This is a genomic window from Amycolatopsis sp. NBC_01307 (genome assembly GCF_035975215.1).
Lineage (GTDB): Bacteria > Actinomycetota > Actinomycetes > Mycobacteriales > Pseudonocardiaceae > Amycolatopsis.
The window spans coordinates 8020817-8035033 of record NZ_CP108403.1 but is presented as its reverse complement, the minus strand read 5'-3'; the positions used below and the strand labels follow the sequence as shown (position 1 = coordinate 8035033).

Here is a 14217-nt window from a genome sequence, read left to right as displayed (position 1 = left end):
TCCAGGAAGAAGGTAACGAGAATCACCGTGAGCGCCGTCCCCGGTCGCAGTGACCGGCTCTCTCCCAACCAGCTGGCCAAGCAGGAACAGATCGTCGAGGCCGCCCGCGTCGTGCTGGCCCGCGACGGCCTCGCGGGCTGCACCGTCCGCGCCATCGCGGACGCCGGACCGCTCACCAAGAGCGCGATCCACTACTACTTCGCCGACATCGACGTCCTCATCGACCGGGCCATGGCCGCGCACATCACCGCGTTCGCCGCGGGCCTGCGCGACGTCGGCGCGAAGCACGCCGACCCGCGCAAGCGGCTGTTCGCGGTGGTCGAGGAGTACCTGAGCGTGTTCGCCGCGAACCCGAACGCCGCGTTCCTCTGGTTCGAGTACTGGATCGCCGCTGGCCGGGCGCAGCACCCGCAGGCCATCGACGTGATGCTCACGTCGCTCACCGAGCTCCTCGCCGAGCTGCTGGCGCCCCTGGACGTCGACGACCCGCGCGCCCGGGCCCGCGCGCTGCTCTCGTACCTGCTGGGCACGGTCGTCCAGCAGCGGGTGCGGCCGCGGTCGTTCGCGACCCTGCGCGCCGACATCGAAGCGCTCTGCTTCGCCAACTACGGCTGACGGCAGAGCCGTAGCGCGCTCTCCAGGCACAACCTCTCGGCCTCGTCGGCGGTGACGCGCCCGGCCGTGACTTTCGCGGCGGCCGTGTGCAGGAGCCCGAGGATCGCCGCGGCGAGCCACGCCGCGGGCAGTGCCGCGTCGAACTCGCCCGTGTCCTGGCCTCGCACGATGAGCCGCTCGAGCCGCGGCGGCACGACGTCGTGCGGGTCGTTGCCGGGCCGGGGGAGTCCGGCGGCGGGGCTCAGCAACAGCGGGAAGCGGTCCAGGAACCGCCAGCCCGCCCCGAGGAACGCGGCCAGCGCGTCGGCGGGCGGGGCCGTGTCGAGGCCGGCGTCGTCGAGCAGCGCGACGTATTCGGCGGCCGCCACCTCGACCAAGGCGGCGAGCAGGGCGTCGCGTGACGGGAAGTGCGCGTAGACGGTCTGGCGGGTGACGCCGGCCGCGGCCGCGATGTCCTCCATGCCCGCGTCCGGCTGTTCGCCGAGCACGCCCCTGGCCGCCGTGAGGATGGCGTCGATGCTGCGCTGGGCGTCGGCGCGGCGACGGCGTGGCTGCGTGGTGACCATTCCGAGCATCGTAGGAGCCCGGTCATAACCTTGACAACTTGTCAGAGATAGCTAACTCTTACGGCATGTCAAAGAACAGTGATCCGCCGGCGGTCGAAGCACGCGGCCTGGTCAAGGCCTACGGCGGGCACCGGGCGCTGGACGGGATCGACCTCACGATCCGGCGCGGCGAGGTGTTCGGCTTCCTCGGCCCGAACGGCGCGGGCAAGACGACCACCATCCGCGTCCTGGCCACGCTGACCAGGCCGGACGGCGGCGCCACCCGCGTCCTCGGCCACGACGTCGTGACCGGAACGGCCGCGATCCGCGCCCGGGTGGCGGTGACCGGCCAGTTCGCCTCCCTCGACGAAGACCTGACCGGCTCCGAGAACCTGCTGCTCCTCGGCCGGCTGCACGGCCTGTCCCGCGCGGCCAGCAGGAAACGCGCCGACGACCTGCTCGCCGCGTTCGACCTGACCCGCTCGGCCGGGCGTCCGGTGGGCGGCTACTCGGGCGGCATGCGGCGCCGGCTCGACATCGGCGCCAGCCTGATCACGACGCCCGACCTGCTGTTCCTCGACGAGCCGACCACCGGCCTCGACCCGCGCAGCCGCAACCAGGTGTGGGAGCTCGTCCGCCGGATCGCCGCGGCCGGCACCACGGTGCTGCTCACCACCCAGTACCTCGAAGAGGCCGACCAGCTCGCCGAGCGGATCGCGGTCATCGACCACGGCCGGATCGTGGCCGAGGGCACCAGCGCCCAGCTCAAGTCCCGGGTCGGCGCGGGCACCCTGCACGTCCGGCTGCTCGACGGCGAGCAGCGGCCGCGGGCCCGGCAGATCCTGGCGGCGGCCGGTGCGGTCCAGCTCGCCGACGACCCGCTCGCGCTGTCGATACCGCTCGACGCCGGGGTGGACGCGGGCCGGCTGGCCGGGCGCGCCATGACGCAGCTGGCCGACGCCGGGGTGGGCGTCGCGGAGTTCTCCCTCGGCCGGCCCAGTCTCGACGAGGCCTTCCTCGCCCTGACCGAGCACCGGGAGCTGACGGCATGAGCACCCCGATCGACGTCCTGCTCGCCGAGGGCCGCACCCGCCACCACGCCGGCGCTCTCACGGCCTCAGCCACCTTCGGCCGGCGCGGCCTGCTCAAGATCAAGCACGACCCCAAGCAGCTCGTGGACTCGGCCGCCGTGCCGATCCTGTTCACGGTGCTGTTCACCTACCTGTTCGGCGGCGCGCTCAGCGGCTCGACCGGCGACTACCTCGAGGTTCTCCTGCCCGGCGTGCTGAGCATGAGCATCGCCATCGTCACGATGTACGGCGGCGCCCGGCTCGCCCGGGACGTCCGGAGCGGCGCCTTCGACCGCTTCCGCGGCCTGCCGATCTGGCGTGGCGCCTTCGTGCTCGGTGGCCTGCTCAGCGACGCGGCCCGGTACGTGTTCGCCGCCGCCATCGTGGTCGTCCTCGGCCTGGTCATGGGCTACCGCCCGGACGGCGGCGCGCTGGGCGTGCTCGCCGCGGTCGCGCTGGTCGTCGCGTTCGGGCTCGCGCTGTCGCTGGTGTGGGCGGCGGTCGCCCTGGTCGTGCGCGATCCGGCCGTCGTGATCAGCATCGCCAACGCCGTGCTGATCCCGCTTTCGTTCGCCAGCAACATCTTCGTCGAGCCCACGACGTTGCCTGGCTGGCTCCGGGCCTTCGTCGACGTCAACCCGCTGAGCCACGTCGCGAGCGCGGCGCGGGACCTGATGAACGACGCCGGCGGCACCGGTGTCGGGTGGTCCCTCGTCGCGACGGCCGTCCTCGTCGTCGTGGCCGGCCCGGTGACGCTCCGGCTCTACAGCAGGCAGGGCTGAGGAAACCGCTCGTCTAGGGTGCGGACATGCCTCTGTTCTCGTTCGAAGGGCTCAGCCCGCAGGTCCACCCGGACGCCTGGATCGCGCCCACCGCCACCCTCATCGGCGACGTCGTCGTCGAGAAGGACGCCTCGATCTGGTACGGCGTGGTGGTCCGGGCCGACTTCGGCCGGATCGTCATCCGCGAGGGTGCCAACATCCAGGACAACTCGGTGATCCACGTCAACGACGGCGTCTGCGAGGTCGGCAAGAACGTCACCGTCGGCCACCAGTGCCTGGTGCACGACTGCACCATCGGGGAGCAGGCGCTGATCGGCAACGGCTCGACGGTGCTCGACAAGGCGAAGATCGGCGCGCGGGCGCTGGTCGCGGCGGGCGCGACGGTCACCCCGGCGACCGAGGTGCCCGAGGAGGTCATCGCGATGGGCAGCCCGGCGAAGAAGTTCGTCCCGCTGACCGATTCGGCGCGGATGTGGGTCGACCACAACGCCGCGATCTACCAGGAGCTGGCCCGCCGCCACCGCGCCGGCACCAAGCCGATCGATTGAGGTTGACTCTCCAGTAACTGGAGACTCTAGCTTCGGGCCATGGCTCCGAAGAAACTCACCCACCAGGTCACCCTCGAACTCGCCGCGGGCAACGCCCCGGTCGTCGACCTCGGCAAGATGCTGGGGCAGACCGGGGTCAACCTGGTCGAGATCAAGAAGACCTACGACGCGGTGACGGCGAACCAGCGCGGCGACGTCGTGCCGGTGGTCGTCTCGGTCTTCGAGGACCGCTCGTTCGCGCTCCGCCTCAAGTCCCCGCCGACGGCGTTCCTGATCAAGAAAGCGTTGGGGGACAAGGGGTCCGCGCGGGCGGGGCACGAGGTGGCGGGCAAGATCACGACGGCGCAGCTGCGCGAGATCGCCGAGCGCAAGCTGCCGGACCTGAACACGTCCGACGTCGAGATGGCGATGCGCACGATCGCCGGTACGGCCCGGTCCATGGGTGTCGCGGTCGTCGGCTGAAGTGAACCGCGGCTCGAGCGGGGTGCACTAAGCTCTGCCCCGCAGCAGCGACTGGCGCCATCGAGGTGGAGCACCACCGGGAAGCGACGACGAGGCCGGCACCGCGCGCCTGGGTGAAGGCCACTCCAGAGCCGGAGTACGCCCATGACCCACCAGCCGAAACTGAACGCGCTCGCCAGCGCCGACCCCGCCATCGCCGGGCTCGTCGAGGACGAAGCCAAGCGCCAGCACGACAAGATCCGCTTGATCGCGTCGGAGAACTACGTCTCCCAGGCCGTGCTCGAAGCCACCGGGACCGTGCTCACCAACAAGTACTCCGAGGGGTACGCGGGCAAGCGGTACTACGAGGGCCAGCAGTTCATCGACCAGGTCGAGCTGCTCGCCATCGAGCGCGCGAAGGCCGTCTTCGGCGCGGACCACGCGAACGTCCAGCCCTACTCCGGGTCTCCGGCGAACCTGGCCGTGTACCTCGCCTTCGCGAAGCCCGGCGACACCGTGCTCGGCATGGCGCTGCCGGACGGCGGCCACCTGACCCACGGCTGGAGCGTCTCCGCGACCGGCAAGTGGTTCACGCCGGTGCGCTACGGCGTCACCAAGGAGACCGGCCGCGTCGACCTCGACCAGGTGCGCGACCTGGCCCGCGAGCACCGGCCGAAGCTGATCTTCGCCGGTGGCACGGCGATCCCGCGCACCATCGACTTCCCGGCGTTCGCCGAGATCGCCGCCGAGGTGGACGCGGTGCTCGTCGCCGACATCGCGCACATCGCCGGGCTCGTCGCGGGCGGCGCGCACCCGTCGCCGGTCGGGCACGCGCAGGTCATCACCACGACGACGCACAAGACGTTGCGCGGCCCGCGTGGCGCGATGATCCTGTCCGACGCCGAGCACGCGAAGGCCGTCGACAAGGCCGTGTTCCCCGGCCTGCAGGGCGGCCCGCACAACCACACGACGGCGGCCATCGCGGTCGCCCTCGGGGAGGCGCAGCAGCCGTCGTTCAGCGAGTACGCGCACAGCATCGTCGCCAACGCCCGTGCGCTGGCCGACGCGCTGCTGGCCCGCGGTTACGACCTCGTCTCCGGCGGCACGGACAACCACCTGCTGCTGATCGACCTGACGAACAAGGCCGTCGCGGGCAAGCCGGCCGCGCAGGCCCTCGACCGCGCGGGCATCGAGCTGAACTACAACACGGTGCCGTTCGACCCGCGCAAGCCGTTCGACCCGTCCGGCATCCGGCTCGGCACGTCCGCGATCACCACCCGCGGCCTGCGGCCGGAGCACCAGGTGCAGGTGGCGGACTGGATCGACCGCACGGTCACCGCGGCCGCCGCGCAGAACGAGTCCTCTTTGGACACGATCGCCGCGGAGATCCGCGAGTTCCTGGCGCCGTTCCCCATCCCGGGCTACTCGGCCTGAGTTGTAAAGCCGCGAAGGCCTCCTTACCGGCTCTTATGGCCGGGAAGGAGGCCTTCACGGCTTTTGCGCCAAGGCGGCGAGGGCGAGCGGGTGCAGGGTGGGGGTGGCGGCGAGGAAGCTCGGTGACGCGGGGGTCCAGGGGGCGCCGTCGGCGGTGGTGACCACCGCGCCGGCCTCGCGGGCGATCAGGGCCGCGCCGACGAGGTTCGTCGCGTCGCGGCCGTACTGCCAGAAGACGTCCAGGCGGCCGGCGGCGACGTCGGCGACCTGCCACGACGTCGGACCGAGGTTGCGGACCGCGGCGACCTCGTCGAGCACCGCCGTGAGCGATCGGCCCGCCGCGGCCGAGACGCCGGGCTGGCGCGTGACGAACGGCGGCTGGCTGGTCGCCGCGACCGCCGCGTCCAGGGAAGTCTTGTGCGACGGCGAAATCGGCGTCCCGTTGCGCCACGCGCCGGCGCCGCGCGCAGCCGCGTAGGTCTCGCCGAGCCACGGCGAGTGCAGCACCGCCAGCTCCGCCTCGCCGTCGCGCAGCAGCGTCACGGTGACGCAGTACTGCGGCAGGCCCTGGACGAGCTGGACGGCGCCGTCGAGGGCGTCCACCACCCAGACCTCGCCGCCGGGGACGTCCTCGAACTCGTCGACCCAGCCCGCGTCCGGCCGGATTTCGGCCAGCGCCGCGCGCAGGCTCGCGGCCAGCGGGTCGTCGATCGCCGAGAACGTCGTGGCGAGCTCGCCGAGCGACGCGGGTGGCCGCCGCGGGTGGCCGCTGCGGGACGCGGATGCCGGTGGCCAGGGTTTCCACGACGTCGATCACTGATTTCAGCATGCGCCCAGGGTTACGCTCGGGTGGCTGAGAGCGCTCGTGCCCGACGGATCGGATGTTGGCGCCATGGCTTGCGCTGCGGTTGTCCACAGGGGCGGAGCGTTGTGGACAGGTCGGCCGAGAACCCGCGCTACGGCCGGGTTTGCCGCCCGCCGCCGATAGACTGGACTGGGGACGTCCCCCCGAGGAGGGTGGGGGTGTTTCGGTTGCCGGCCCCGAGCCTGAGCCCGAGCGCGGCGCGCTGCTTCTGCGGGTGAAGCTGTTCCGCGGCTGGACGCCGGTGATCGGCGAGGCTGGCCGGGCGCACCCAGTGTCGACCTCCTGGCCGGTAGCGCGGAGATCAGCTTACGGCCGGCTGGTGCACGACGCGCTGCCGTCGACCTCCGCGATCACCGAGCTGCGCGCGCACTCGATCCTCCACGTCTTCTCCGACGCGACGCGCTGGTGCACCGGCCTGCTCACCGACGCCGAGGTCGCCGCGCTGACCCCGCCGCCGCCCGGCGGCGACGTCACCCTCGACGAACTCGACCGGCGGCTGCTGGCCCGGCTCGCGATCGACGCCCGGCTCGGCCCCGGCGAGCTGGCCGCGGAAGCCCCGGAGTCCACCGTGCGCAGGCGGCTCGACCGGCTCACGGCGTCGGGGCGCATCCGCACCTACGCGAACATCGACGTCACGACGCTGGGCCTGACGGTCGACGCCAACGTCTGGATGACCGTCCCGCCCGGCCGGCTCGACGACGTCGGGCGCGTGCTCGCGCGGCACCCGATGGTCCACGGGACCCTCGCCACGACCGGCGTGACCAATCTGATGGCCGCCGTCTGGTGCCGTGACCTGGCCGGCCTCTACGCCTTCGTCACCGGCCTCGACGTGCCGTCCGCCGAGGTCACGGTGGTCGCGCGGGCCGTCAAGCGGGGCGGGAGACCAGGGTCACAGGATATTTGATTGCACGATACAAGCTTCCGCGGAATAGTTGGCCGAAGCAAGTAGTTGACAGCTACAAGCAACTACGACGAAGGCTTCATCCGAGGGAGACCACCATGAGCGACACCACCACGGCGGAAGGAGCAGCCGCTACGAAAGGCCGGCTATCGCACCGTCAGATCCTGACCATCCTGTCCGGGCTGATGCTCGGCATGTTCCTCGCCGCGCTCGACCAGACCATCGTGTCGTCGTCGATGCGCACCATCGCCGACGAGCTCCACGGCCTGTCCCTGCAGGCCTGGGCCACCACGGCGTACCTCATCACCGCCACGCTTTCGACGCCGCTCTACGGCAAGCTGTCCGACCTCTACGGCCGCAAGCCCATGTACCTGACGGCGATCTCGCTGTTCCTGGTCGGCTCGCTGGCCAGCGGCATGGCGACCTCGATGTACGAGCTGGCCGCGTTCCGCGCGTTCCAGGGCCTCGGCGCCGGTGGCCTGATGTCCCTGGCGCTGGCGATCATCACCGACATCACCGCGCCGCGTGAGCGCAGCAAGTACCAGGGCTACTTCATGGCGGTGTTCGGCATCTCGAGCGTCGCGGGCCCGGTCGTCGGCGGCTTCTTCGCCGGCATCGACTCCTTCGCCGGCATCACCGGCTGGCGCTGGGTGTTCCTGGTCAACGTCCCGATCGCGCTCGCCGCGCTGGCCGTCGTCAGCAAGGTCCTCAACCTCCCGCACACCCGCGTCGAGCAGAAGGTCGATTACTGGGGCGCGGTGACGCTGGCCGTCGGGCTGGTGCCGCTGCTGATCGTCGCCGAGCAGGGCCGCGAGTGGGGCTGGGGTTCGGCCGCGTCGATCGCGATGTACGTCATCGGCGGGCTGGGTGTCGTGGCCTTCATCTGGCAGGAACGCCGGATGGGCGACGCCGCGCTGCTGCCGCTGCGCCTGTTCAACCGCCCCGTGTTCCGGATGGCCACGCTGGTCACCGTCGTGCAGGGCGCCGGGATGTTCGGCGCGATGATGTCGCTGCCGCTGTACCTGCAGATCGTCAAGGGCGCGACGCCGACCCAGGCCGGCCTGCAGATGCTCCCGCTGACGCTCGGCATCATGGTCGCCAGCCTGACCAGCGGCCGGCTGATCTCGAAGACCGGGCGCTACAAGATGTTCGCGGTGGCCGGGATCGGCCTGATGGCGGCGGCGCTGTTCGCGCTGTCGACGATCACCGTCGACACCTCGCTCAACCTGGTCATGGTGATCGCCTTCGTGATCGGCCTCGGCCTCGGCGCCTCGATGCAGACGCTGGTGCTGGCCGCGACCAACGACGTCCGTCCGCAGGACATCGGCGTCGCCACCTCGGCGGCGACGTTCTTCCGGCAGATCGGCGGCACGGCGGGCACCGCGGTGTTCCTGTCGATCCTGTTCGGCACGGTCGGCGACAAGATCGCCGGCGCCGTCCGCTCGGCGATCAGCACCCCGGCCTACGCCGCGGCGCTGGCCCAGCACCCGGAGTTCGCGCAGCAGCTGAAGAGCGGCCTGGACGTCAACGACACGTCGTTCCTGTCCTCGCTCGACCCGACGCTGGCCCGGCCGATCCTGCAGGGCTTCGCCGACTCGATGAGCACGGTGTTCCTGGTCGGCGGGATCGTGCTGACCGTCGGCTTCGCCCTGGTGTGGTTCCTCAAGGAGAAGCCGCTCTCGGACAAGTCGGCGATGGAGCAGCGCGCGGAGGCCGAGGAAGAGGGCACTCCCACCCTGGCCCTGGCGCACTGACCTGCTGAAACACGAAGAGGCCCCTCGGTTTCCGAGGGGCCTCTTTCGCGTGGGGCGTCAGTGGGCGGTGCCGCCGTCGGCCTTCTCCTTGGCCAAGCGGTCGGTCTCGCGCTCGTACGAGCGGCCGATCTCGGCCTCGGCCTCCGTGCGGCCGACCCAGGACGAGCCCTCGACGCTCTTGCCGGGCTCGAGGTCCTTGTACACCTCGAAGAAGTGCTGGATCTCCAGGCGGTGGAACTCGTTCATGTGGTGGATGTCGCGCAGGTGCTCGAGGCGCGGGTCGTTCGACGGGACGGCGATGACCTTGTCGTCCGGGCCCTTCTCGTCGGTCATCCGGAACATGCCGATCGCGCGGCAGCGGATCAGGCAACCCGGGAAGGTGGGCTCCTGGACGAGCACCATCACGTCCAGGGGGTCGCCGTCCTGGCCGAGGGTGTCGTCGATGAAGCCGTAGTCGGCCGGGTACTGCGTGGCCGTGAACAGCGTCCGGTCCAGCTTGATGCGGCCGGTCTTGTGGTCGACCTCGTACTTGTTGCGCTCCCCTTTGGGGATTTCGATCGTGACGTCGAACTCCACGGCGTCCTCACTGCTTCTTTTAGATCCGGGCGTGCCCGCACGTCGCGGGCGGCAACCTCAGCGACTGTCTTGACGTCTCCTAGTGTGGACTACGGCCTGCCCGGCGGTCGCATCGATGTCGGCCGGGAGGCATGTGAGCTTGGCCCCTTCCGGGGCAGGTGAGAAGGAGTGGTGGGTGCCGGAAAACGACCAGCCGATGTGGCCTTCGTCGGACGAAGACCGCTCGTCGTCGGGTGCGGGCAAGACCACTCCGATGTCGCTGCCGGACACCCCATCGGCGTCAGCCGGACGGGTGAGCGTGCCGAAGGTCACAGGCAGTGAAGCGCCGAAGGGCTCGTGGTTCGCGCCGAACGTCGAGCCGGAGCCGGTGCCGGGCTTGAACGCGCCGGTCGAGCCGCCGGAGCCGCCCGAGCCGCCGCCCGCGGCCAAGCAGGACCTCGCCGACCGCCTCGGCGGCGCCCCGAAGCCGAAGCTGCCGCAGCAGGCGCCGGAGCCGAAGCCCGCCGAGCCCAAGCCCGCCGAGCCGGAGCCGGCCGAAGCCGTCGAACCGGCCGAGGCCGAGCCGGAGCCCGCGGAGCCGAAGGCCGCGGAGCCGAAGTGGGACCCCGAGAGCACCCGGCAGATCAAGGTCGAGAAGCAGGAGAAGCCGGAGAAGGCGCCGTGGGTGCCGGTCGAGCGGAACGTCTGGCCCGGCGGGAAGCCGGAGCAGGGCGAGCCGAAGAAGCCGGACGAGCCGCAGCAGCCGTGGCGCGAGGAGCTGCAGCACTGGCGCGAGACGCAGCAGCGCGGCGAGACGCACCAGCAGCAACAGCGGCCGCCGGACCAGCAGCGGCCCCAGGACCAGCAGCAACGCCGTGACGAGACGTCGTCGCGGCCGAACCCGGACACCCCCTGGGCGCAGCGGATCGACCTGCGGGAACACCGCGGCGACCGGCCCGCCGAGCCCGGCGAACGCCGTCCCGGCCTGCCGCCCGAGCCGCCGCGCGGGGTCGTCCCGTCGGCGTCGGCCGGCTCGCTGGCCCGGCCGATGCGGATCGAGCCGGACGGGCGGCAGTTCGACGCCGAGGCGACCGTCGGGATCGAACGGCCCGCCCAGTTCCCCGGCGCCTTCCAGCAGCAGCCCCAGCCCCGCAACGAGCAGCCCCGCAGCGAGCAACAGCCACAAGCCGAGCCCCCGGCACCGGAGCCGCCCGCCGAGGCCGCGACCGCCGCGGAGCCGCCGAAGAAGAAGCGCAAGGGCAAGCTGATCGCGATCGGCGCCATCGTGCTGGTGGTGCTCGTCGGCCTCGGGGTCGCCGCGGCCATGCCGAAGGTGTCCAACCGGCTGGGCCTGCCGTGGGCGCCGAACGCGCCGAAGGGCGACAGCCCCGACCCCGCCGCGGCCAGCCGCGTCTTGCAGGGGCCGAACACGTCCGGGCAGCCGCCGACCGCCAACGGCGTCAAGTCGGCCCTGGCCGGTGCGGCCGGCAGCAGCGCGCTCGGCCAGCTCACCGGCAGCGTCGTCGACCCGGTCAGCGGCACCGAGCTGTGGAACCGCAACGCGACGTCGCCCGTCACGCCCGCGTCGACGACGAAGGTGCTCACCTCCGCGGCCGCGTTGCTCTCGATGGACCCGAACACGCGGCTGTCGACGAAGATCGTGCAGGGCACCGACCCGGGCACGGTGATCCTGGTCGGCGGCGGCGACCCGACCCTCACCTCGCTGCCGCAGGGCACCGAGTCGCCGCTGTACCCGAGCGCGGCCCACGTCGACGACCTCGTCGCACAGGTCAAGAAGGCCAACCCGGGCGTCAAGAAGGTGCAGGTCGACCTGAGCCTGTTCAAGGGCGCGACGACCGCGCCGGGCTGGGCCGCGGGCGACGCGCCGTCGACGTTCGCCACCCAGATCTCGTCGGTGATGGCCGACGCCGGCCGCACGGACCCGAAGAACAACAACTCCCAGCGCGTGCCCAACGCGGGCAGCGCGCTCGCGGGGACGATCGCGTCGAAGCTCAGCGCCTCGGCCGGCGGCCAGGCGACCGCGCCCAAGGACGCCAAGGTCCTCGCCGAGGTCAAGTCGGCCCCGCTGACCGAGCTGGTCTCCGACACCATGGAGCTGTCCGACGACGTCCTCGCCGAAGCCCTCGCCCGCCAGGTGGCCATGGCCACCGGCCAGGAAGCCAGCTTCGCCGGCGGTGCCGCCGCGACGCTCAAGGTGCTGAAGGACCACGGCTTCGACACGACCGGCGTCCAGCTGTCCGACGGCAGCGGCATCTCGGACCAGAACAAGATCCCGGCGAAGCTGCTGTCCCAGGTCCTCGCGGCCGCGGCGGGCCCGGAGGGCAAGCATCCGGACACCGCCAAGCTGCGCGCGCTGCTGGCCGGCCTGCCCGTGGCCGGTGCGTCGGGCACCCTCGCCGACAAGCGGTTCGACACGGCGGGCTCGCAGGCCGGCCGCGGCTGGGTGCGGGCCAAGACCGGCACGCTCACCGGCGTCAACACCCTCGCCGGGGTGGTGCTCGACCAGGACGGCCGGGTGCTGGTGTTCGCGTTCATGTCCAACGGCTCGGACACCGACGCCGGCCGGGACGCCCTGGACGTCCTCGCGACAGGCCTCCGGAAGTGCGGCTGCGGCTGATCGCGTACCGGTCCGTGTGCGAAGCGTGCGGAAGTCGTGGCCGGAAACCCGCTCCGGGCAGGTAGCGTCGAAAGGGTGAGTCAGGAAACCGACACCCGGCCCATGGTCGACTGGTCGCTCGCCGCGCAGACGGGGGCGCTGCTCGTGCGCGGCGGTCCCCAGGTCCCGCGCGACGAGGCCGAGGCCGCCGTCACCGACCTGCGCGAGCTGACGATGGCGGCCGAGGGGCACGTCCGGCAGCTGACGAACCTCGGGCTCGACCTGCCGCTGCTGCCCGGCGAGGTCGTCGACCGCCCGGGCTGGGTCCGGTCCGCCGCCGCGGGCCTCGACGCGCTCACCGGGCGCGCGCTGCCGCAGCAGGGCGGGCCGTTCGGGCCGATCCTCGCCGGCGGTGCCGGCGTCCAGACCGGCCTGGTGCTCGCGTTCCTCGCCAGCCGCGTGCTCGGCCAGTACGACCCCTTCGGCGGCCCCGAGCGCCAAGGCCAGCTGCTGCTGGTCGCGCCGAACGTCGTCGCCGCGGAACGCGCGATGAAGGTGCCCGGGCGCGACTTCCGGCTCTGGGTCTGCCTGCACGAGTGCACCCACCGGCTCCAGTTCACCGCCGTCACCTGGCTGCGCGACTACTTCGCCGACGAGGTCGAGCGGCTCGTCTCCGGCCTGGCCGGTGGCAGCAACGACAGCCTCGCCGACCTGGTCGGCCGGCTGCCCGAGGCGATCAAGCAGGGCCCGAAGCTGAACCTCGCCGAGCTGCTCCAGTCGCCGAAGGAACGCGCGGTGTTCGACCGGCTGCTCGCGCTTTCGACGTTGCTTGAAGGCCACGCCGACTACGTGATGGACGCCGTCGGCCCGCAGGTCGTGCCGAGCGTCGACACCATCCGCGCGCGGTTCTCCGCCCGGCGCAAGGGCGGCGGCGTCTTCGACCGGCTGCTGCGCGCGCTGCTCGGCGTCGACGCGAAGATCCGTCAGTACGAAGAAGGCGCGAAGTTCACGAAGTACGTCGTGGACGCCGTCGGCATGGAGGGCTTCAACGCCGTCTGGCGCTCGCCGAACACCCTGCCGTCGCGTGCCGAGATCGCCGATCCGGCCGCCTGGGTCCGGCGCCTGCACGGATGACCGGGCCTGCGGTCGCGGCCGTCCGGCGGGCCGTCCGCGGGTTCCTGGAGAGCGTCGAGGCACCCTCCGAACTGTGCGTCGCGGTCTCCGGCGGCGCCGACTCCCTCGCGCTGGCCGAGGCCACGGCGTACGTCGGGCGTCACCGCGGCCACCGCGTCCGCGCGCTGGTCGTCGACCACGGCCTCCAGGAGGGCTCGGCGAAGATCGCGCGCGACGCCGCCGCGGCGGCGAAGTTCCTGGGCGCCGACGAGGCCGAGGTGCGCCGGGTCGACGTCACCGGACCGGGCGGGCCCGAGGCGGCCGCGCGCAAGGCCCGCTACCGCGCGCTCGCCGGCCATGACCTCGTCCTGCTCGGCCACACCCTCGACGACCAGGCCGAAACCGTCCTGCTCGGGCTCGGCCGCGGCTCCGGCCCGCGCAGCGTCTCGGGGATGCGGCCGCACGACCCGCCGTGGGGCCGGCCGCTGCTGGCGGTGCCGCGCGCGACCACCCGGGCGGCGTGCGCCGAGCTCGGCGTCGAGCCGTGGGAGGACCCGCACAACACCGAAGCGCGCTTCACCCGGGTCCGGCTGCGCACCGAGGTCCTGCCGCTCCTGGAGGACGTCCTCAACGGCGGGGTGGCGGCCGCGCTCGCCCGCACGGCCGCGCAGCTGCGGGAGGACAGCGAGGCGTTGGACACATCGGCGGACAGGATCTTCACCCGTGCGGGCGGCGTCGAAGGGCTGGATGTCGCAGTCCTCGAAGGCGAGCCGGCGGCCCTGCGGCGGCGGGTTCTCCGCAGGTGGCTGCTGGAGTCGGGGGTGCGCGAGCTCACCGACGGGCACCTCCGGGCGGTCGACGCGCTCGTCGCCCGGTGGCGTGGTCAGGGTGGCGTCTGGTTACCCGGCAACTTGGAAGCACGACGGTGCCGTGGCAGGCTCTGCGTCATCTCCCAACCCACCACCCGAGGGGACTGA

At 72.2% G+C, this 14217-nt stretch carries 14 protein-coding genes; 11 read left to right on the top strand and 3 right to left on the bottom strand.

The genetic code is table 11. The features are described from left to right. The first annotated feature begins 27 nt into the window (after positions 1–27). Positions 28–615 (top strand): TetR/AcrR family transcriptional regulator, encoded by a 588-nt coding sequence (locus tag OG439_RS35255; RefSeq protein WP_247058822.1) that lies wholly within the window; start codon positions 28–30, stop codon positions 613–615. Here OG439_RS35255 and OG439_RS35250 read toward each other — a convergent pair. After that, on the bottom strand, positions 606–1181 hold the full coding sequence (locus OG439_RS35250; protein ID WP_326944945.1) for a TetR/AcrR family transcriptional regulator: 576 nt from the start codon (positions 1179–1181) through the stop codon (positions 606–608). The genes OG439_RS35255 and OG439_RS35250 overlap by 10 nt on opposite strands. A gap of 65 nt (positions 1182–1246) precedes the next feature. On the opposite strand from OG439_RS35250, the gene OG439_RS35245 reads away from it, so the two are divergent. The 5 genes from OG439_RS35245 (at position 1247) to glyA (ending at position 5435) form a co-directional block, all read left to right on the top strand. After that, positions 1247–2212, top strand: coding sequence for an ATP-binding cassette domain-containing protein (locus OG439_RS35245; protein ID WP_326944944.1), 966 nt, complete (start codon positions 1247–1249; stop codon positions 2210–2212). Next, complete coding sequence (locus OG439_RS35240; RefSeq protein WP_326944943.1) at positions 2209–3012, top strand: ABC transporter permease; 804 nt, start codon at positions 2209–2211, stop codon at positions 3010–3012. Before OG439_RS35245 ends, OG439_RS35240 begins: the two co-directional genes overlap by 4 nt. Before the next feature lie 26 nt (positions 3013–3038). Next, a complete protein-coding gene (locus tag OG439_RS35235) occupies positions 3039–3560 on the top strand; it encodes a gamma carbonic anhydrase family protein (protein ID WP_326944942.1) in 522 nt (173 codons plus the stop codon). Positions 3561–3599: 39 nt separating this feature from the next. After that, complete coding sequence (locus OG439_RS35230) at positions 3600–4022, top strand: uL11 family ribosomal protein (protein WP_326944941.1); 423 nt, start codon at positions 3600–3602, stop codon at positions 4020–4022. 144 nt (positions 4023–4166) lie between these two features. Further along, on the top strand, positions 4167–5435 hold the full coding sequence (glyA, locus tag OG439_RS35225) for a serine hydroxymethyltransferase (protein WP_326944940.1): 1269 nt from the start codon (positions 4167–4169) through the stop codon (positions 5433–5435). 54 nt (positions 5436–5489) lie between these two features. Here glyA and OG439_RS35220 read toward each other — a convergent pair whose 3' ends face one another. After that, positions 5490–6038, bottom strand: coding sequence for an inositol monophosphatase family protein (locus OG439_RS35220; RefSeq protein WP_326944939.1), 549 nt, complete (start codon positions 6036–6038; stop codon positions 5490–5492). A 581-nt stretch (positions 6039–6619) separates the two neighbouring features. Between OG439_RS35220 and OG439_RS35215 the strand changes: the two genes are divergently transcribed. After that, positions 6620–7204, top strand: a complete 585-nt coding sequence (locus OG439_RS35215) for an Lrp/AsnC family transcriptional regulator (protein WP_326944938.1) — start codon at positions 6620–6622, stop codon at positions 7202–7204. 95 nt (positions 7205–7299) lie between these two features. Beyond that, positions 7300–8955, top strand: a complete 1656-nt coding sequence (locus OG439_RS35210) for an MDR family MFS transporter (RefSeq protein ID WP_326944937.1) — start codon at positions 7300–7302, stop codon at positions 8953–8955. Positions 8956–9012: 57 nt separating this feature from the next. On the opposite strand, the gene OG439_RS35205 is transcribed toward OG439_RS35210, so the two are convergent. Next, positions 9013–9531, bottom strand: a complete 519-nt coding sequence (locus tag OG439_RS35205; protein ID WP_247058812.1) for an inorganic diphosphatase — start codon at positions 9529–9531, stop codon at positions 9013–9015. Positions 9532–9706: 175 nt separating this feature from the next. On the opposite strand from OG439_RS35205, the gene dacB reads away from it, so the two are divergent. The 3 genes from dacB to tilS all read left to right on the top strand — a co-directional run bounded on the left by dacB (position 9707) and on the right by tilS (position 14217). After that, positions 9707–12148, top strand: a complete 2442-nt coding sequence (gene dacB, locus OG439_RS35200; protein ID WP_326944936.1) for a D-alanyl-D-alanine carboxypeptidase/D-alanyl-D-alanine endopeptidase — start codon at positions 9707–9709, stop codon at positions 12146–12148. Between the two features lie 102 nt (positions 12149–12250). Continuing rightward, entirely contained in the window at positions 12251–13261 is a 1011-nt protein-coding gene (locus tag OG439_RS35195) for a zinc-dependent metalloprotease (RefSeq protein ID WP_326951693.1), read from the top strand. Next, entirely contained in the window at positions 13258–14217 is a 960-nt protein-coding gene (tilS, locus tag OG439_RS35190) for a tRNA lysidine(34) synthetase TilS (RefSeq protein WP_326944935.1), read from the top strand. Before OG439_RS35195 ends, tilS begins: the two co-directional genes overlap by 4 nt.

Bases quoted from the DNA above. Each gene is read 5' to 3' on its own strand.
- OG439_RS35250 (WP_326944945.1), bottom strand. From the start codon at position 1,181: ATGGTCACCACGCAGCCACGCCGTCGCCGCGCCGACGCCCAGCGCAGC.
- OG439_RS35245 (WP_326944944.1), top strand. From the start codon at position 1,247: ATGTCAAAGAACAGTGATCCGCCGGCGGTCGAAGCACGCGGCCTGGTC.
- OG439_RS35240 (WP_326944943.1), top strand. From the start codon at position 2,209: ATGAGCACCCCGATCGACGTCCTGCTCGCCGAGGGCCGCACCCGCCAC.
- OG439_RS35235 (WP_326944942.1), top strand. From the start codon at position 3,039: ATGCCTCTGTTCTCGTTCGAAGGGCTCAGCCCGCAGGTCCACCCGGAC.
- OG439_RS35230 (WP_326944941.1), top strand. From the start codon at position 3,600: ATGGCTCCGAAGAAACTCACCCACCAGGTCACCCTCGAACTCGCCGCG.
- glyA (WP_326944940.1), top strand. From the start codon at position 4,167: ATGACCCACCAGCCGAAACTGAACGCGCTCGCCAGCGCCGACCCCGCC.
- OG439_RS35210 (WP_326944937.1), top strand. From the start codon at position 7,300: ATGAGCGACACCACCACGGCGGAAGGAGCAGCCGCTACGAAAGGCCGG.
- OG439_RS35195 (WP_326951693.1), top strand. From the start codon at position 12,251: ATGGTCGACTGGTCGCTCGCCGCGCAGACGGGGGCGCTGCTCGTGCGC.
- tilS (WP_326944935.1), top strand. From the start codon at position 13,258: ATGACCGGGCCTGCGGTCGCGGCCGTCCGGCGGGCCGTCCGCGGGTTC.